Consider the following 17,710-nt stretch of genomic DNA (forward strand, 5'->3'; position numbering starts at 1 on the left):
TAATACGTTTACCTTTGATCTGATAAGTTCCATTACCTACAACATTACCTTTTCCAGTAAGGCCATAGTATTCACAGTCTTCATTAGGACAAGCAACATCATTAAATTTTGGTTTTGGTCCCCGTTTTCCCATGATATATATGTATATGATTCACATTACATAATATCAACTAAATATAGATGGACTACCATAAATAATAAAAAAGATAATTAAAAAAGTAATATTGAATTGGACTATATGAGCGCTAGATCATGTTTTTTATGTATAAGGAATAGTAAAAGTAAAAGTGCTTCCCTTATCAGGTTCAGATTCAACCCCGATATTGCCTCCATGCAATTCAACGATCTTCTTAACAATTGGCAACCTCAATCCGGTTCCCTGATATTTTTGCAGGTGGAAATTTCTAACCTGTGTGAAAGGCTGAAAAACGTTGTCAAGTTCATCTTTTGATATTTCGACCCCTGTATATTGGACATTGACATATAATTTACTTTCATGAACATTAGCATAACATCTTACCGTTCCATTATCAGATGCAAATTTAATAGCATCATTCATAAGATCATACAAGATCTCTTTGAACTTGACTCGATCAGCTTTTATGCTTCCAACATCAGATTCTACATTGCATTCCAAAATAATACCCTTTTCCGACGCAAGAGGATCTAGCAGAACTTTTGCATCCTGAATCGCTTCTGACACATCAACATCTTCCATCTGAAGGTGCATTTTGCCACTTTCTATTTTTAAAAGGTCCAATAAGCCATTAATAACTTCCAGCAACTCTTTTCCACTTGTGGAAACATTGCTTAGATATCTTAATTGCTTTTCATTAAGCAGCCCGAACTGTTCAGTTAGCAGTACATCAGAGAAACCTATGATCGAATTAAGGGGTGTGCGTAACTCATAGCTCATGCTCGCAAGGAAATCACTTTTTGCTTGACTGACATTTTCGGACTCTATTTTTGCTTCAATGAGTGCCTTTTCAATTCGTTCATTCTCATATGCCTGTGAAGTAACTAAAAGATCAGTTTCAATAATTTCCTTAAACTCAAACATTAATTCGCGAGAAGAACTGGACAAAGACTTATCGTTATTATCCAGGACACAAATTGTACCAAATCTTTCACCGTTTGGCCATTTGATCGGAAAACCAAAATAAAATTTCAGCCCTAGCTCAATATCAGGATCATGGTCCCACCCAGGATCAACTAGTTCTCCCGCTTTGTATGGATTGCCTTTTGTTTTGCTCGATACAAACACTTCGAGATGGTGAGGCTCCGCCTTCATGATAAGACCAGCAGGAACTTGTAAGGTCTGAGCCATCAGATCCACAATTCTTTGCCATTTAGCAACTGTTTCATCACTAATTTTGACATCATCAATATAAGAAGATGTAACTATTCTAACCAACCCCATAGAATATTAGGGGGTCAGTTTCTTAAATAGATTTCATATTAAAAATATGAGATATGTGATATACATTATTTGAACTATAGGTTAAACAATATTTAGAGATGAACATCCCAATACGTTCATCCCCGGGTTAATATGTAGTATTTTACACTTCTATAATAAAAGAAAAAGTGAATGATTCAGCTCAAATTTCATTCAACTTTTTCAACAGCACTCATCTTACCAAGAATCAAATTATACGAGTCCTTTTCCTCATTATACTTAACAAGGACGTCATATATCTTTATGATGCCACCATAATCCGCTTCTTTGATAGCGTTGTTTTCCACGTTCATATTATGGAATGGTAAAATTACATAGACCTGCTTTCTTGAAGTGCCGTCACATACTTTGTAGACACTATACTTATTGTCGCCAAGATCACCTGACATCACGGAGCAAACGATATTGATGCGTTTGTCTGCAAATTTATCGATGGTTGCAAGTCTTGCGAATTTCGCTTTTAGGGGTACCTTGAACTTGATACGTGTTAGCCTGTCCTTTCTCAGGATCACATAGGAGTACTTAATGTCAGTGTTCAAATAACGGAACGGTTCTTCACAATCTGCAAGCTTCTTCATCAGAACTGGCGGATTGATGTCATTTTTCTGCTCAAAGCTCCAGCATTCATCCGGTTTGCATCCGGCATACCAAATGAACGAGCAAGGGCTGTAAACATTAAGCCCTGAACCTTTGAGAGCGAACATCAGCCTTCTAAGTTCTGTAGAATTCGTTTTGTCAGCAGGTTCGATCAGAACGATGTTCCCATCATCAACGAGCTTTTTAGATAATTCCTTAAGAAGAGCTGCCTTCTCATCGAGAGACATTTCACTTATTTCATTGAACACGTTCGAGAAAACCATCATATCCACCTTATCAGGAAGATCGTCAGCTGTAAGGTCTTTAATATTTGCCTTTATGGTATCCTCGACCTTCACGTTCAAATTGTCCTTTGCATACTCAGGAACAATATGCCTATATGCTTCGATGTTCTCATCGTAGAGCTCCACGCTGTGCATATCGACCTCTGCGTTACCCAATCGCATGTAATGGTCTGCTATTGCAGCAGGAACGGTTCCCGGACCGGTACCGAAGTCAACTATTTTCATTCTTGTCTTGAGCAGGCCATCAAGCTCCATACCGTAGAGGATATGCTGGAACTGAATGAAATATACAGGGAACTGATAAGCAAGATAACCAAGGATACTGTAGCCTTTTTCATAGCTGATCTTCCTTGCCTTGCCCTCTTTCCAGTAACCGGTCTTCTGGGATTGTATCGCCCATCTTATTTTCTCCAGGACTATAGGGTCATCCCAGTCCTTAGAGGTCTTCTCGCCAATGTACTGTTCAATTAGCCTTTGGAGCTTCTTAGGAATAGTACCAAACTTTAAAAATGAACTCATCAATTCCTTATCTTCAGGACTGAGCACAAGGGTTTCTTTCCCAGGAGCTCGTATTATTCTGAAATCATTCCCCATCGGTACAGCATTGAGCCTAAGATCGAACAGAGATGATGAAACCTCATTATAAATGGCTTGTATAGACATTTCGTCTTCAACATAATCCTTGAGCTCAGATAGCATGAACTCCTTTTTCATACGAGAGACATATTTCAGGACAGAGAGTACTTTATTAGCAGGCATCTTGTGGAGTGGAACGATGCCAAATGATAAAAGCATTGTTAAAGAAAAATTGAAAAATCTTATGCTGAAACTATTCTTTTTAAGAACCAAAATACATATTATCAATGCACATAGTAATTTTATTAAGGAATTTATGGGGGAATAATATCTTGAACAAACTAATTGTATTGCTTGTATTACTTATGGCGATCCTCGTCGCTGGATGTGCGGATAACACTGAACAGATCATAGACGAACCAGAAGTCATAGAAGATGAAGTATCCGAGCCTGCCGAAGCAGAAGATGATGGAACCACGAACGCTGATACAGAAAAGGCCATGGGAACAACTGTAGAAGTGATGATCGAAGACTTCAAATTTGCTCCTAAGGAGATCCGCATATCCGTTGGTGACACAATCAAATGGACAAATCTGGATTCAGCACCACATACAGCCACAGATAACAACAATAATTTCGATTCAGGAACACTTGCCAAAGGTGAATCATTCAGTATGACCTTTGAAGAGGCAGGAACTTACGATTATATCTGCACCATTCATCCATATATGAAGGGAACTGTAATAGTTGAAGCCTGAACAACCTAGTTTGAAAGATATAGATATTAAAAGCTTGACTTTTCTCAAAAACTGAGGGGAATACCCCTCAAATTTCATTTACAGGGACCTGTGCCTCGTTTAGCAATTCATCTTCTGGAACTTCTGCAGGGTCATTGAGGTAGATGGAACGTGCAGGACCAGACATCGTAAGAGAGTGTTCAGACATATATTCGAACAATTTGGAATATGCCACATCTACTTCTTCATACGGTCATTTGTGAATTGTTAAGAGAAAAACAAGGATATCCTGTGATCTATTGATTCGGATAGATCATCGATGCGTTGATCGCCCTTGCATCGATTGTAACGGATGCAGGTATTTGTTTGAAGATATCTTTATTTTGAGAAGTGGATAGTATGCGTGACAAGTGTCAGGGTCCTCCTGATGTGTGAGAATGTGGGTATTCCACATCAAGAGGGGGGGAGTTGAAAGTATAAAAAAGGAAAGTTGAAAATGGTTATTGGATTTTTTAGATTTATTAGTTAGCAATGGTTAATTTGGAAACTGATAAATAATTGTAGGGAACTTTTAAAAATGTTGAAGTGGTTAGGAGATGTTGGATGAGTAAATGCCAGTTTAAAAAAGAAAGCTATGAATGTCCTTTGGATACTGAAGAAGGAAACAATCTGTGCTATTGGCATCAAGAGATTAAGGGAAAAAATCCAAGTCAAGAAAAATTGGCTGAATTGACAGAAACATATATTAATTTTGCTTTTTTGCAGGAAGCAGACTTAAGTTTTACAAACCTGCAGGAAGCAAACTTAATGGGAGCAAACCTGCAGGAAGCAAACTTGATGGAAGCAAAACTGCAGAAAACAAACCTAATTGGAGCAAACCTGCAGGAAGCAAACTTGATAGAAGCAAAACTGCAGAAAGCAAACCTAATTGGAGCAAACCTGCAGGAAGCAGTTTTTTTTCATGCAAAACTGCAGAAAGCAGATTTAAGGGGTGCAAAATTGCAGAAAGCAGACTTAAGGAATGCTAACCTTACAAAATCTAAAATCGAAAATACACGCTTTGATACCGAATCTATGTTAGATAATGCCATTCTGAAGAATGCAAATCTCCATCTTTCTTACATTGACCTTGCTAAGAGTTTAAGAAACGCTACTGTATTTGAAAAAGAGAATCTGCATGAAAAGGAAGTGAACGAAAAAATTGCAGATTGCAAAAAGAATCGTGAAGAAAAGATTGCATATTATGAAGCTTCTAAAGAAGTCTATAACAAATTATATCACTTATATTCTGATGAAGGTATGGATTTCAGGACAAAACATGCCCACTACCGCAGAGCTGAGGTTACACGAAAACACTTGAGAGTAAGGAATAAGTGGAATAGTGTAAATGGTGTACTGGACAGGATAAAATCTTGGGGGTTTGATTGGTTTATTTTAAAAATGCTTACGGGTTATGGAGAAAGTATTCTTAGACCTATACTCATTTCTCTGTTTTGGATTACTACATTCGGCTTGATGTACAAGCAACTTGATGGGGTTTTAATTACAGGAGATCGTAAAATCCAGTTACTTGATTATTTTTACCTTAGTCTAACCACTTTTACAGGTCTTGGATTTGCTAATGTTCAGCCAGATATCACAGTACCATTAATGCAACCTTTGGTTATGGTAGAATCTACTTTTGGTGTGGCCATGCTCGCATTGATTATCTTTGTTATTACGTATCAGATATCGAGATAATCGGGGTTTCAGACAGAAGAGTAGATCGAAGTTGTGACATAAAGTAGGCTGTCACTTTGGATTATAAAAAGGAAAGTTGAAATACCGAAGTACTTATCATTAAAAATACAGTTGCATATTCTAAGATGTTTTTAAGGTGATGCCAATGTTTGAAGCAACAATAAGACCAGTTCAGGCACGTAGTTCTCCAAATCCAGAAATTGAAATTGAATATTATGTAAAAAATACCCAAGACCGAAATTTTCTTTTTATTGGGTATGTGTTGGATTTCAAGATTAATGGAGTTACAGTTGGAAACGTTTCAGATTTTCTATCCTATGATGCTCCGTCGAAAAATGTAATAACATTTAACCAAAAATTTAGCGTCGCCCCCCATGTTTTTGATGCGATTGAAAAATCAAGAAACCACGGGGATGTACAACTTACTTCATTTGTCAAAGTATTATATCTTGATACGCAATTTGATGAAAAAATGGGATATTCTTATCCACGAACGGATCGATTAAATACAGCATCTCATAAACTTTCTCAAGGTGAATGGATTAAACTTATTTCTGAGATGGGATATACGAAACACAAAATATTCGAAATTCCTTATCCAGATACACCTCAGCTACCAGAGTTTGAAAACATTATGAAGGCATTAGAGGCAGCTCAAGGTTTATTGTATGAAGGGAAAAACGAAGAAGTTGTAAGTAAATGTAGAACAGTTCTCGAACAATTCCGTTCTATTCTGAGAGATGAAGAAAAGAAGGCCAAGATTGATGCTAAGATCGATGAAAGGTGCCTTGGTGAACAAGGAAATGATTCTAAAAGCAAAAGGATACACAGCATTTTCACAAAAGTTTATAATTTCCACAACATTGGTCCACATTATCCATATCATGTCTCAAGAGAAGATGCGGAAATGTCACTCGTTATGTGCATGTCTCTGTTGAGATATTATGGTGTTCAGTTGGATAAATTGACGCGAGATGAGTGAAGTTCTGAGTATCGAAGATTAATCTCTAACTTCGGATGTGGCATGCCTGAAGCTGTCACGTCGGGACATAAAAAGGAAAGTTGAAATCCATAAACAGTAATAAAACTTATATTAAATTAAATTCTTTATGGGGTAATCAAAATGCAGTGATACACCTCATTGGATTTGTTATAGCGATGGGAATTGCATGTATAGTTCTAAATCTCCTCTATTCTTATTTTATAGGAGAGATTGGTATGATTATCACAACAATGAAAATCGGATTAACAATTGGAAGCATCTTCAGCGCAGAGGAGTTTGGAAGCTTTCATTTGTTTATTGCTATGATAATACAATGAGAGGTACTGCTCCTGAAGATGTAGGGGGTTCAAATCCCCCACTCTGCAACTATTTATTCTAACATATCTCCAACAGCAGCTTGAGCATCACTGTACGCTTTCATCAGATCATCCACAAGCTTGTCACCGTCTTCATCAGAAGGTTTGAGATATTCTTTTCCACTACTGACAATACTTCCTACGTTCACCGGAGCAACTGCAGTATCGAAATTTTTAAGTTCAAGTAATCCAAAGCCAGCCTGCTCCGCTGCAGATTGAACATCAGTCTTGCTGCCACAATCTGCTTGAGGAACTGCAATCTTTTCACATCAGTAAGTTTAGCCGGGGTAATCTTCAACAGTTCCTTGACATTAATAGTATCAAGAATGAATCTGACCTGAGCCGCATAAGCTTTATCACCAAACGTATCTCGGATCATTTAATTCCTCTTTCGATCTGTGGATAAGTATAGCAGCGATATCCAGTGAACGCATTTTTTGATGCAGGCACAAGAAGCCCTTTCCGGTCATATAACCGAAGTGCTTTCTGTGTCAAATGTGTTATCAATGAAATTTGCCAATTGGTATTCGATCAAATCTCATTCTGCTCAATTGATGATTGGCCTGAAACTATATAATTGAACTTTTTCTACCACGGGTCAAAGCTTTTTAAGCTGGAACATTAAGCCATTACAATGAACTTCTGAATCACAAATTTAAAGTAGTTCAGAGCGGAACTATATGGAACTAATAAACAGACATATCAGCCCATATTGAACTATTCACACAGGAATATTAGCGCAGATCGAATAAAGGAGGGTTTCACCTGACAGATATTACACCAAAGGAAAGATTCATCAGATCGCTTGAAGGCAAAGAAGTCGACAAAGTACCCGTCTGTTCAGTTACACAGACAGGGACCATTGATCTAATGCAAGCCTCGGGCACACAGTGGCCGGAAGCACATTTTAATTCTGAGAAAATGGCCACACTTGCCATTGCAGGATATGAGATCGCCGGTCTGGAAGGTATACGCTATCCATTCGATGGTACTGCTATCGCCCAGACATTAGGGTGTACGATGAGAGAAGGGACATTTGACACACAACCTTCCATTAACGATTTTCCTTTTGAGATCGTCGATGATGTGAAAGACCTGACAGTGCCTGAGAATTTCCTTGAGTCTGAAAGGATCAAGACCATTCTGGATGCCACGGAGATCATCAATAAGAGAGCTGATGAGGATATACCAATCATTGCAGGTCACCTCGGGCCGGCTGCTATTGCCTTATCGCTTGTTGGTATGAGGAACTACCTCATGTGGTTCATTTCAAACCCCGATGCAATCAAGGAACTGATAAAATTTGGCACAGATATTTGTATAGAATATTCAAATGCACTTTTGGAACGCGGGGCTGATGTTGTCTGCATACCTGATTCGGAAGCAGGGCCAGAATTGATCCCACCGGAATTCTTTGAAACGATGATATTTCCGGAATACAAAAGGCTTAACCGTGAGATAAAAGGAAAGACCATAGCCCACATGTGCGGGGATTCTGCCGATATCCTCGAGAAAGTTGCGACCTCTGGTTTCGATGGTATAAGCATAGAAGAAAAGGTAGATGTCCAATATGCAAAAAGCGTTATCGGGAACAAAGCCTGCCTGATAGGGAATGTTTCACCTGTGCATACACTTCTTGGGATGAAGCCCGAAGAGGTGAAAGAAGAAGCAAAACAGTGCATAGAGGATGGAGTAGATATTCTCGCACCAGGTTGTGGACTGGCACCGCATACATCCCTGGATAATTTGAAAGCATTCGTTGCTGCAAGGGATGAATATTATTTGGAGAAAGGACTCCTGTGAGTCCATTCTCCAACTATTTACCTTATTTTTATAAAATTTTTTGTATTATTTACACTCATTTCCAATTGATCCTCGCAGGCTCCCTTCCCGGAATGCCATTGACCTTATGCTCAGGATGACCGAACATCATACTGTATTGCACCACATGGCCTTGCGGAAGGTCAAGCTCATCCATGAGTGGTTTGTAGGATGTTGCCGCAATAGCAAGGAAACCAGCCCAGCATGTTCCGATACCGAATGCCTGTGCTGCAAGCTCGAACCATGAAAGTGCTATGATACTATCGGTATAACCAGTCGGATTCTCGGCCCCAGTGTGAGCAAAAGCCAAATGCGGTGCTTCCCTGCATATAGGGTCGACGCCATTTTCATAAACTGAGATCAGAGTGGGCATCAGCGGTTTGAGGGGATGGTCAATATCATCAGCCACAACCTCACGCATCCAGTCAATGGTCAGAGAAGTGATCTTCTTTACTTCCCCCGGGTCGTGGACAATGGTCCAATGCACCGGCTGGTTGTTCATCCCGGAAGGAGCATAGCGTGCAATATCAAGTATTTCTTCAATTGTAGACTTCTCGACATTTTCATCCTTGTAGCTTCTGACGGAGCGCCGCATCACCATATATTTACCGATCTCTGATGATGTAAGGGAAGGAAAACTATCATCCTGAAGTTGATAGTAGGTCGAGTCGAACAAAGTGGAAATTGCACCCTCAGGACAGAACACTTCACAGTGTCCACATTTGGCACAATAGACAGCTGCTTCTTCTGGACTGTAAGGAGTTCCACCTTCCTCAGAAGGGAGTATTATCGACATCGGACAAAGTTCTACGCATACATCACAATTGGTGCACAGTTCAGGGTTTACAGAGATCACTTGCATACTATCACCTAACATCACAAAATTTATGTCAATTCAATGTTGGTGTTAAAAGCGTATAAACTTTTCATCTGATAAGTTCTAAATTTAAAATGGAATCATTTCAATTTCAGTTAAATTTTTGATCAACACAATTCAGATCTGTTGTTTCAGACAATCGATCTGCTCTGCAATAACAACATATAGTATCAGACAAGCATATATTATGGGGAATTTATGTGGGTACTACAAGATCAATAAATAAAATAATGAAGAGCAGGCCGACCATTGAAGGAGCGGGAGTACACCTGAAAAGAGCTTTTGGCTTTGATCAGGTACCTCAACTTGATCCTTTTCTCTTGCTTGATGACTTCCATTCGAACGATCCGAATGAATTTTTAATGGGATTTCCCTGGCATCCGCACAGGGGTATAAAAACTATAACCTATGTACTCACAGGAAAAATAGAGCATGGTGACAGCATGGGAAACTCAGGCATTATTAATGCCGGGGATGTACAGTGGATGACTGCCGGAAGCGGGATAATTCATCAGGAAATGCCAAAAGGTGAATCCGATGGCAGCCTGTGGGGATTTCAGTTATGGGCTAACCTGCCGGCATCCCATAAGATGATGGAGCCAAGGTATCGGGAAGTAAAAAACGAACAGATCCCGGAAGTGGTATTAGAGAATAATGTTCGCGTAAAGGTAATTTGCGGGGAAATAGAAGGAAATAAAGGACCTGTACAGGACATTGTGACAGATCCTGAATATCTTGATGTGACAATTCCAGCTAATACAGTATTCACGCACCCCACTAAAATGGGATATACCGTCTTTGCATATGTGATGAAGGGAAACGGTTCTTTTGATGAAAATGAATACACCTATGCTTATGAAGTAGAAGATGCTGAATATTCAGACCTTGACAATTCATCTTCCATTGGTCCCGAGAATCTAATCATGTTCAATGACGGAGACCGTATCTCAGTCACTTCTAGAGATGAAGGTGCTCGCTTCTTGCTTATTTCAGGAAAACCACTCAATGAGCCGGTTGCATGGTATGGCCCTATTGTGATGAACACACAGGAAGAGTTAGAGATAGCTTTTGAAGAATATAGGAAAGGGACATTTATAAAGTCCTGAGATTGAAAGTTATTGAATAGGTTCGCTTCGGAAATATCCAATTGTTCATTACGGAAAATGAAAGGCAGAAGATCTTCAATGAACTTAGGGTTATTCTTTCTTCTTATGTGCCACCCCCTCCATATAAAAATAGATGAGAGCAGGCGATACGATACCGCTGTTTTTGAAAATATCAGGCAGGTAATGGACAAAGGTATAACAATATATGAAGAAGAAGGGTGGGTTTAAGCCTAAAAAAGTGCCCTAATGTCACAAAATAGCAAGATATCACTAGATAAGGGTTGAATTATCTAACTTCTTCAATTGGCTTTATATAGATTGAATGGATTTTATAACTAAAGAATACGATTATGATTTGTTATTCAAAATCATCTCATTTTCAATAATGAATTGTATGGGTCCTTAAAGATCGAAAATGGTCTTAAGGCGGTGAAGATAACCTCAATGTTTTGAGGTATTGCACCTATTATCTGAGTGAAATGTATCAACCAATTTCAGAACTTTCATTAAACTAAAGAGGAATTAATCTGGCCAATTATAGAAGTAATATGAAAAAAACTAGTGGAGGTCGTGGTAGCAAGACAGATGCTCCAGCTGTCACAAGAGTTAGGACTCCACGAAGAGAGAACAATGAAATACTTGCAACCGTAAGTGCCCTCCTCGGAGGAAAAAGAGTTACCCTCCAGTGTATGGACGGTATCGTAAGAATGGGACGTATCCCTGGTTCAAAGAAAAAGCGAATGTGGGTACGTGAAGGCGATATTGTTATCATCACACCATGGGACTTCCAGGATTCAAAAGCAGAAGTAATATGGAAATACACAAGACCACAGGTCGAGTGGCTTGAGAGAAAGGGTTTCCTTAAATAAGTATATGAATAGCAATTTTTGCTTTTCATATCATCTTATTTTTTCTTAAATTTATTTTTGAGTATATTTTTCCATTTGTTGTTTTCGATACACAGAATACGTTTATTTGAGCTCGAGAACATATTCTTGTAAAACTGTTGATGCATATCTCTGAATAGGTAATATGCTTAAAAAAGTGCTAGAAAATATTGGACTCTGACCAATCCAGAACTGTTCTGTTTCTAAAAGTAACAAAAAAAGAAAAGGAGAGAAAAAAGGAGAAGCTTAGTCAAGCTTTTCCTTCAGGTAGTTCTTGAACTGCTCATAGTCAGCTTCCAAAAATTCCACGAATTCTTCCCTTGACTCGACATCCTTGAGTGTCTGGGGTGGTTCAGGATCAACACCTATTGCAGACATGACTTCTTTAGGGAACTTTGCCGGATGAGCTGTCTCGAGCGTTACAGCCAGTGTATCGTCATTAGAAACCGCCCTGTAATCCAGAAGTCCTTTTATTCCGACTGCTCCATGGGGTTCAATGAAAATACCATAATTGTCATAAAATTCTCTGACAATAGCCGTTGTTTCCTCATCGGTAACTGATGTAGAGAAGATATCATTGTTGAGAATATCCATATCAGGCATCTTATTTATGTGGCCGGTCTCATCCATTTCACCACCATAGATCGTCACCAATCTGGCAAGATTGCTTGGATGGCCAACATTCATTGCATTTGAGATACAATTTCTGGAAGGTTCGATCTTCGAGTACTCACCTGTGTTGAAGAAAACAGGCACTTCATCGTTCTCGTTCACAGAAGCAAGGATCTTCTTTATTGGCACACCCATTTTCTTTGCGAGCACACATCCCATCATGTTACCGAAATTTCCTGAAGGAATGGAATAGATGATCTCTTCCGGGAACTCCCGAAGCTTAAGGTAGGCATAGAAATAGTAAATGGATTGTGGGATAAGTCTGCCGATATTGATAGAATTTGCTGATGAAAGGTTCAGGTGCTTAAGGTCAGGGTCTGCAAAAGCCTGTTTGACCAATGCCTGACAGTCATCGAACTTCCCGTCCATTGCAATGGCAGAGATGTTGCCATCTAGGGTCGTCATCTGCTTTCTCTGACGGTCTGATACTTCGGTCTCAGGGAATAGAACGATCACCTTTATGTTGTCAAGACCGTAGAATGCATGAGCTACAGCACTGCCGGTATCTCCGGAAGTAGCCGTTAGGATTGTCAGGTTCTTATTCTCTTTTTTGAGATAGAATTGCATCAACCTTGCCATCATACGGGCTGCAAAGTCCTTGAATGAAGCAGTGGGCCCACGATCAAGCCTCATTATGTATGTGTTCTCATCCACTTCTTCCAGAGGAACATCATAGTCGTAAGCATCATATGTGATCTCTTTTAATGATGGTTCATCGATCTCACCTTCAAGTATCCTGCTGAGTAACCTAAAGGCTATCTCAGGATATGGCTCATATTTCAGGGAAGTAAGCTCTTCCTCTGAGAAATGGGGGAGATCTTTGGGCAGGTAAAGGCCTTTATCCGGAGCAAGACCTGTAATAAGAGCAGTTTCGAAGGATACTTCGTCTGCTTTGAGATTGGTACTATAGAGTTTCATGTTGATCAGATATCAATTTGATTGGCGAACATTATGTTCTTTTGTTCTTTAAAGGTGTATGAAGTATGAAAAGCTTCCTTTTATAATTAATATTTCGATGGGATAGTGCCGACCATTTGAACATGCAGCGAAAAATCTGGATCATTCGAACATTTCGAGAAATGTACCAGAATTGTTATTGTAGTAAGCTTCATAACTTTAACTAATAAGTTGAGGAGTAGATGTCAGTATGAAACAAAAGACAATATTGTTAACGATCTTTGTTCTGATAGGGATGGTCTCTATATTTGCCGCAGGCTGTGTAGACAGCGAGCCTGCCCAGGAAGCTACTGTCGACGATGTAGAAGGAGCAGGACCTTCCGAAAGCATGGATGCCAGTGAATACGATCCGACTGTCAATGTAGAGAACTTTGTAGAGGTCATCGATAATCCATACTTCCCACTGATCCCGGGAACCACCTTCATCTATGAGGGCGAAAATGAGGATAAGGCAACAGAGGGAAATGTACTATATGTAACTCATGAAACAAAAGTTGTTATGGGCGTTACGACCACAGTGATAAACGACAAAGTATGGGAAGATGGGGAACTTATTGAAGAAACCAATGACTGGTACGCTCAGGATGCAGATGGAAATGTCTGGTACTTCGGAGAAGATTCAAAAGATTATGAAAACGGTGAATATGTGAGCAGTAAAGGTTCATGGGAAGCCGGAATCAATGGTGCAAAACCAGGTATAATCATGAAGATGGAATCACAGATCGGTGATACATATCGCCAGGAATATCTTAAAGGTGAAGCTGAAGATATGGCAGAAGTGATCAGTCTGACAGATTCAGTAACTGTAAAATATGGCTCATTTGACAATTGTCTTGTAACCAGAGAATGGACACCTCTTGACCCTGGAATAGCAGAAAATAAATATTATGCTAAAGGTGTAGGGCAGCTTAAAGAGATCGTGGTAGAAGGCAGTTCAGGATATATGGAATTGATAGAAATAACTACCCCATCACCAGATCCAGACGTAATTAAAGTTCCCTCAAGTGAGAATAAATATTGAACGAATCGAATTATATATTGGAAGAAAGGTTGCAATCGAACCAGAGGACTTTTCTTCCGAATTTAGTTTAAAAATAAAGAATGGGGTGATCCTGGAATATGCCTTTTGGACCAGACAACATAATAGTATTGCTATCAAGTCTACTGGCATTATTGCTTTTTACCATAGCTTTGCTTACTTACATAAGAGAGAGGAGAAGGAAATTACTTTTTGTTACAGGAGCTTTTTTATTTTATTTCCTGATGACATTTTTGGATGCAACCGAAGAGTTCTTTCCAAAAAATGGAGATACGATAGAGTTCATTGCCAGTTCTTTCAATTTTATCGTACTGCTGCTATTCTCAATTGCCATATTAACAAAAGACTAAAGCCACTATGGAACTCGAATTAAAGGTAAGAAGACGGATCTATGACCTGATCCGAACATTTCCCGGAATTCACTTAAGGGAACTTGAAAGACGTCCGGATATAGTGATAGGAAGTTTACAGTATCATCTTCATTATCTTGAAAAGAAGCGACTCATATATTCTTTCAAGGATGAAGAGTTCGTACGCTATTTTACCAGGGACAGGATACTGGAAGAAAATGAGAAAAATATATTGGCACTTTTGAGAAGAACGGGATGTAGACATATTCTTATCAATTTACTCCAAAATGAAGGTATGAACAATGGAGAGCTTTCTAATGCTATTGGACTGGCACCATCAACAACTTCATGGCATCTGAACAAGCTGCTGAGAGGACAAGTAATAACAAAGATAAAAAATGGAAGAGAAAGCCATTTTGTTCTAAACGAACCCGAACGTGTGGCTGAATTACTGATCTGCTATAAGGAAAGCTTTCTTGACAGTCTCCTGGACAACTTCGCTGAGATGTGGGACCTTAAGAAAGCCAGAAAAAAGGATTGAATGCGTAAAGCTCTTAACCAATATGATCAATTGTCCCACAAATGTGGATAGATGCACTTTTTCTCGCTTTTGAATATCTTATAAAGGTCCTTCCTCCGATAGTTATAGGAACACTTGCCATGGCCATTCTGGTCGAAATGGGATGGGTGAATAAATTTGGCTTTCTTGCTTCCCCTCTTATGCATTTTGGCCATCTGAGACAGGAAATAGGGCTCAGTTTCCTCACATCCTTTGGGTCTTCTGCAGCAGGAAATTCCATGATAGCAAAATTGCACTATGATGAACACATAGACAGGAAAGAGACCATTATAGCAACAATGGTGAATTCATTCCCCTCAAGTATCGTGCTTTCAAGGGACCTTCTCCCCATAATTGTCGCACTGCTGGGAACAACAGGATTGATCTATCTGGGAATTGTAGTGCTCATAGGTTTTGTGAAAACACTTATAGCCTTAGTAGCAGCACGACTGCTCCTCACGCCGAGAACATCGGGCACACTTAATACTGATATTGAAAAGAAAACGTTGAGAGAGGCATCCTTGACCGCACTTAGAAGGTCAAAGCGAACGGTAATGAGAATGGCCTTGACGACAACAGTTGTGTCAATAGCTATTTTCCAGTTAATGGAAACAGGAATATTCGATCTGATAGCAGATATTATGAAAAGCTCTTTTCTTGTCAATTATGTGCCACCGGAAGGCCTGCCAATAATTGCAGGATGGTTTGCCAGTAATATAGCCGCATATACGATCGCCGGAAATCTACTTTCAGCCCAAATGCTTAGCACAAGAGACATTATTCTAGCTCTTCTGGTGGGAAGAGTACTGGCAAGTGTTCCAAGGATAAAGAGCATGCTTCCATATTACACCGGCATATTCCGACCAGAACTGGGTTTGAAGATAATGACCGTCTCCCTCATCATGCAGAATGGCATCATGCTAGCAATTATAGGCATTATCCTATTTTTCTGGTAAGGCTTGGAAAATATGTGCCTTACTTGAGATCTCCCTTTTTTAAGAGGATGTCCATTCACTATAGACATATTCAGGGTTCACGTTCGACCCCCATGCTGTGATACCCACACGATAACTTTCACCATCAGGTACCTTCAGACCGGAGACAGAGTAAGTGATACTGCTTTCCGGAGCGATTGTGGATATAGTATCACTTTTGATCTGGTCCCAGACCATCCCTTCATCCGTGCTCTCAAGAGCTGTGTATATAACCACATCTTCCGCAGTAGTTGAACCAACATTCTCGATCATAATTTCCAGATCGACAGAGGTCCCATAGGAATTCTTCTCCCCGGTACCGGTAAATGTGAGCTGCAATTCAGGAGAACCTGAACCGATAGGTGTTATGATAGCAGTCTCATTTTTGTGTTCATCCGGGATAACACCCACATCCCAACCGGAATCCGTGGTTTCCAGATAGAAATACTTTGTTCCGTCATAGTTGTAATAGCTTCCAGAGAGTTCATCGTCACCTTTCACACCTACGGCCATGTGCCCAGGAAGTTCGAGAAGTGCTACACCATAACCCATATCATAGAGCAAAGATGCAAGCAGTATAGAAGAATCTTCACAGTCACCGCCACCATGATAGAGTGTTTCGAACGGGAACCTCGGATATTCATCATAACCGGCTGAAGCACTATCACTTACATATGGAAGCGATTGCACAAAAGCCATGGTTATGTAGGGAATATCATTCTTGCCATAACCGCCATCATGGGCCATTTCCTCCATCTGGGAAGTAAGTTGGGATATTAACGTATCATCATATGTGTCTGTTACGAACTGGTCGAAATCACGGGATCTGCTTCTTTCGGAATATATATCATAATTGTCTTTGTAATACTCGGCTGTCATACTGAATTTTGTACCATCGTATTCCCACTCATAATATCGGGTTATGGCGTCACTGCCAATACTAAATTCAGGCACTTTCTGGAGATCATGATCTGAAAACTGAACATCCAGAGAGATAGCAGACTTTGTCATATAGGTCAGGTCGATGAGAAAACTGTTATCGTAGATCTTATCCACATTCACTGAATACACAACATACTCGCCGTTAGGATCCTTTACAGCATATGTACTACCGGTGAACAAATTAGAGGTCAAATACTCCTGACCTTCTTTTCTAAAGGAGATGCGAATATAATTATCCGTCCTGTTTATTTCCAATAGCTTTAGAGAATAACCGTTCTCGAGGTCAAGGACTGCCGTTTTTTTGAGGCTTACACTATGGGACTCAACATCCGGATCAGAAAGAACTGGATCGGTATGTTGGTCATTATTGTTTGATGAACCATCATTTGAGATGCAACCCATACAGGAGATAAATAGCAAGATGAGAAGAAAGGATGAAAACTGCCTCAAAAGTTCCATAGGATAAGAATTAGTTTTCCAGTTTAAAAATATTCTGTAATTCGTTTTGAGCACTTTTTAGAAACCGGCAAAATATGTCATAATGCTTAAATCAAAGTATCCCACATTAGATTATAGGGGGAGGGCAAACTACCTTGGACGTTTAATGTTCAATATTTCAGTGTAGTTTACTCCAAATTAAGTTTTATTGTAACTATTCAGCCATCCTCACGTTTTTGATATAAACTTAGAATACTCAACACAATTCCATCAGTGCTTGATATTGATTTTACCAAAAAACAATATACTATGCCTCTATTTTAGTCACTCCCTGAA

At 39.5% G+C, this 17,710-nt stretch carries 20 protein-coding genes and 2 pseudogenes; 12 read left to right on the forward strand and 10 right to left on the reverse strand.

Annotated elements, in window-relative coordinates; all coding sequences use genetic code 11:
• The 3 genes and pseudogenes from KDK67_RS14680 to KDK67_RS11325 form a co-directional block, all read right to left on the reverse strand.
• A pseudogene (locus tag KDK67_RS14680) lies at nt 1-133 on the reverse strand (IS1 family transposase); the annotation flags it as partial.
• Nucleotides 134-259: 126 nt separating this feature from the next.
• Entirely contained in the window at nt 260-1,420 is a 1,161-nt protein-coding gene (locus KDK67_RS11320; protein ID WP_250868902.1) for a sensor histidine kinase, read from the reverse strand.
• 188 nt (nt 1,421-1,608) lie between these two features.
• Nucleotides 1,609-3,099 (reverse strand): small ribosomal subunit Rsm22 family protein, encoded by a 1,491-nt coding sequence (locus tag KDK67_RS11325; RefSeq protein WP_250868903.1) that lies wholly within the window; start codon nt 3,097-3,099, stop codon nt 1,609-1,611.
• Between the two features lie 149 nt (nt 3,100-3,248).
• On the opposite strand from KDK67_RS11325, the gene KDK67_RS11330 reads away from it, so the two are divergent.
• On the forward strand, nt 3,249-3,674 hold the full coding sequence (locus KDK67_RS11330; RefSeq protein ID WP_250868904.1) for a cupredoxin domain-containing protein: 426 nt from the start codon (nt 3,249-3,251) through the stop codon (nt 3,672-3,674).
• Nucleotides 3,675-3,741: 67 nt separating this feature from the next.
• Here the strand turns inward: KDK67_RS11330 and KDK67_RS14465 are convergent.
• A pseudogene (locus KDK67_RS14465) lies at nt 3,742-3,894 on the reverse strand (GyrI-like domain-containing protein); the annotation flags it as partial.
• Between the two features lie 362 nt (nt 3,895-4,256).
• Here KDK67_RS14465 and KDK67_RS11335 point away from each other — a divergent pair.
• The 3 genes from KDK67_RS11335 (at nt 4,257) to KDK67_RS11345 (ending at nt 6,713) form a co-directional block, all read left to right on the forward strand.
• Complete coding sequence (locus KDK67_RS11335) at nt 4,257-5,393, forward strand: pentapeptide repeat-containing protein (protein ID WP_250868905.1); 1,137 nt, start codon at nt 4,257-4,259, stop codon at nt 5,391-5,393.
• A 145-nt stretch (nt 5,394-5,538) separates the two neighbouring features.
• Nucleotides 5,539-6,375: a hypothetical protein gene (locus KDK67_RS11340; RefSeq protein ID WP_250868906.1), complete on the forward strand. Its 837-nt coding sequence runs from the start codon at nt 5,539-5,541 to the stop codon at nt 6,373-6,375.
• A 176-nt stretch (nt 6,376-6,551) separates the two neighbouring features.
• Nucleotides 6,552-6,713 (forward strand): hypothetical protein, encoded by a 162-nt coding sequence (locus KDK67_RS11345; protein ID WP_250868907.1) that lies wholly within the window; start codon nt 6,552-6,554, stop codon nt 6,711-6,713.
• A gap of 53 nt (nt 6,714-6,766) precedes the next feature.
• On the opposite strand, the gene KDK67_RS14355 is transcribed toward KDK67_RS11345, so the two are convergent.
• From KDK67_RS14355 to KDK67_RS11355, 3 genes are read right to left on the reverse strand one after another with little or no spacing between them, the layout of a single operon-like run.
• Nucleotides 6,767-6,901: a hypothetical protein gene (locus KDK67_RS14355; RefSeq protein ID WP_276575144.1), complete on the reverse strand. Its 135-nt coding sequence runs from the start codon at nt 6,899-6,901 to the stop codon at nt 6,767-6,769.
• Entirely contained in the window at nt 6,898-7,131 is a 234-nt protein-coding gene (locus tag KDK67_RS11350) for a hypothetical protein (RefSeq protein ID WP_250868908.1), read from the reverse strand. The genes KDK67_RS14355 and KDK67_RS11350 overlap by 4 nt, the downstream gene beginning before the upstream one ends.
• Complete coding sequence (locus KDK67_RS11355) at nt 7,128-7,259, reverse strand: MerR family transcriptional regulator (protein ID WP_338101260.1); 132 nt, start codon at nt 7,257-7,259, stop codon at nt 7,128-7,130. The genes KDK67_RS11350 and KDK67_RS11355 overlap by 4 nt, the downstream gene beginning before the upstream one ends.
• Before the next feature lie 258 nt (nt 7,260-7,517).
• On the opposite strand from KDK67_RS11355, the gene mtaA reads away from it, so the two are divergent.
• Nucleotides 7,518-8,555 (forward strand): methylcobamide:CoM methyltransferase MtaA, encoded by a 1,038-nt coding sequence (gene mtaA / locus KDK67_RS11360; protein ID WP_250868920.1) that lies wholly within the window; start codon nt 7,518-7,520, stop codon nt 8,553-8,555.
• Between the two features lie 55 nt (nt 8,556-8,610).
• On the opposite strand, the gene KDK67_RS11365 is transcribed toward mtaA, so the two are convergent.
• Nucleotides 8,611-9,435, reverse strand: a complete 825-nt coding sequence (locus KDK67_RS11365; RefSeq protein ID WP_250868909.1) for a nitroreductase family protein — start codon at nt 9,433-9,435, stop codon at nt 8,611-8,613.
• Between the two features lie 215 nt (nt 9,436-9,650).
• Between KDK67_RS11365 and KDK67_RS11370 the strand changes: the two genes are divergently transcribed.
• The 3 genes from KDK67_RS11370 to eif1A all read left to right on the forward strand — a co-directional run bounded on the left by KDK67_RS11370 (nt 9,651) and on the right by eif1A (nt 11,425).
• Nucleotides 9,651-10,556 carry a pirin family protein gene (locus KDK67_RS11370; protein WP_250868910.1) on the forward strand — a complete coding sequence of 302 codons (906 nt, stop codon included), beginning with the start codon at nt 9,651-9,653 and terminating at the stop codon, nt 10,554-10,556.
• A gap of 57 nt (nt 10,557-10,613) precedes the next feature.
• Nucleotides 10,614-10,784, forward strand: a complete 171-nt coding sequence (locus tag KDK67_RS11375; RefSeq protein ID WP_250868911.1) for a hypothetical protein — start codon at nt 10,614-10,616, stop codon at nt 10,782-10,784.
• 320 nt (nt 10,785-11,104) lie between these two features.
• Entirely contained in the window at nt 11,105-11,425 is a 321-nt protein-coding gene (gene eif1A / locus KDK67_RS11380) for a translation initiation factor eIF-1A (RefSeq protein ID WP_250868912.1), read from the forward strand.
• 264 nt (nt 11,426-11,689) lie between these two features.
• Here the strand turns inward: eif1A and thrC are convergent, their stop codons facing one another.
• Nucleotides 11,690-13,033, reverse strand: a complete 1,344-nt coding sequence (thrC, locus tag KDK67_RS11385) for a threonine synthase (protein WP_250868913.1) — start codon at nt 13,031-13,033, stop codon at nt 11,690-11,692.
• Nucleotides 13,034-13,262: 229 nt separating this feature from the next.
• Here thrC and KDK67_RS11390 point away from each other — a divergent pair, with 229 nt between their 5' ends.
• The 4 genes from KDK67_RS11390 (at nt 13,263) to KDK67_RS11405 (ending at nt 15,976) form a co-directional block, all read left to right on the forward strand.
• On the forward strand, nt 13,263-14,093 hold the full coding sequence (locus KDK67_RS11390; RefSeq protein WP_250868914.1) for a hypothetical protein: 831 nt from the start codon (nt 13,263-13,265) through the stop codon (nt 14,091-14,093).
• A gap of 98 nt (nt 14,094-14,191) precedes the next feature.
• The gene (locus KDK67_RS11395; protein WP_250868915.1) at nt 14,192-14,461 is read left to right on the forward strand and encodes a hypothetical protein; all 270 of its coding nucleotides are present in this window, start codon (nt 14,192-14,194) and stop codon (nt 14,459-14,461) included.
• Between the two features lie 7 nt (nt 14,462-14,468).
• A complete protein-coding gene (locus KDK67_RS11400; protein ID WP_250868916.1) occupies nt 14,469-15,002 on the forward strand; it encodes a winged helix-turn-helix transcriptional regulator in 534 nt (177 codons plus the stop codon).
• A 41-nt stretch (nt 15,003-15,043) separates the two neighbouring features.
• Nucleotides 15,044-15,976 (forward strand): nucleoside recognition domain-containing protein, encoded by a 933-nt coding sequence (locus tag KDK67_RS11405; protein ID WP_250868917.1) that lies wholly within the window; start codon nt 15,044-15,046, stop codon nt 15,974-15,976.
• Between the two features lie 39 nt (nt 15,977-16,015).
• Here the strand turns inward: KDK67_RS11405 and KDK67_RS11410 are convergent, their stop codons facing one another.
• Nucleotides 16,016-17,395 (reverse strand): hypothetical protein, encoded by a 1,380-nt coding sequence (locus KDK67_RS11410; protein ID WP_250868918.1) that lies wholly within the window; start codon nt 17,393-17,395, stop codon nt 16,016-16,018.
• Nucleotides 17,396-17,710: the final 315 nt, after the last annotated feature.

The organism is Methanococcoides seepicolus (genome assembly GCF_023684405.1).
GTDB lineage: Archaea > Halobacteriota > Methanosarcinia > Methanosarcinales > Methanosarcinaceae > Methanococcoides > Methanococcoides seepicolus.

Excerpts from the sequence above, each read along its gene's own strand:
- KDK67_RS11405 (WP_250868917.1), top strand. The coding sequence starts at position 15,044 with ATGTGGATAGATGCACTTTTTCTCGCTTTTGAATATCTTATAAAGGTC.
- KDK67_RS11325 (WP_250868903.1), bottom strand. The coding sequence starts at position 3,099 with ATGCCTGCTAATAAAGTACTCTCTGTCCTGAAATATGTCTCTCGTATG.
- KDK67_RS11335 (WP_250868905.1), top strand. The coding sequence starts at position 4,257 with ATGAGTAAATGCCAGTTTAAAAAAGAAAGCTATGAATGTCCTTTGGAT.
- KDK67_RS11410 (WP_250868918.1), bottom strand. The coding sequence starts at position 17,395 with ATGGAACTTTTGAGGCAGTTTTCATCCTTTCTTCTCATCTTGCTATTT.
- KDK67_RS11395 (WP_250868915.1), top strand. The coding sequence starts at position 14,192 with ATGCCTTTTGGACCAGACAACATAATAGTATTGCTATCAAGTCTACTG.
- KDK67_RS11320 (WP_250868902.1), bottom strand. The coding sequence starts at position 1,420 with ATGGGGTTGGTTAGAATAGTTACATCTTCTTATATTGATGATGTCAAA.
- KDK67_RS11390 (WP_250868914.1), top strand. The coding sequence starts at position 13,263 with ATGAAACAAAAGACAATATTGTTAACGATCTTTGTTCTGATAGGGATG.
- KDK67_RS11340 (WP_250868906.1), top strand. The coding sequence starts at position 5,539 with ATGTTTGAAGCAACAATAAGACCAGTTCAGGCACGTAGTTCTCCAAAT.
- eif1A (WP_250868912.1), top strand. The coding sequence starts at position 11,105 with ATGAAAAAAACTAGTGGAGGTCGTGGTAGCAAGACAGATGCTCCAGCT.
- KDK67_RS11350 (WP_250868908.1), bottom strand. The coding sequence starts at position 7,131 with ATGATCCGAGATACGTTTGGTGATAAAGCTTATGCGGCTCAGGTCAGA.
- KDK67_RS11400 (WP_250868916.1), top strand. The coding sequence starts at position 14,469 with ATGGAACTCGAATTAAAGGTAAGAAGACGGATCTATGACCTGATCCGA.
- KDK67_RS11345 (WP_250868907.1), top strand. The coding sequence starts at position 6,552 with ATGGGAATTGCATGTATAGTTCTAAATCTCCTCTATTCTTATTTTATA.
- thrC (WP_250868913.1), bottom strand. The coding sequence starts at position 13,033 with ATGAAACTCTATAGTACCAATCTCAAAGCAGACGAAGTATCCTTCGAA.
- KDK67_RS11365 (WP_250868909.1), bottom strand. The coding sequence starts at position 9,435 with ATGCAAGTGATCTCTGTAAACCCTGAACTGTGCACCAATTGTGATGTA.
- KDK67_RS11375 (WP_250868911.1), top strand. The coding sequence starts at position 10,614 with ATGAAAGGCAGAAGATCTTCAATGAACTTAGGGTTATTCTTTCTTCTT.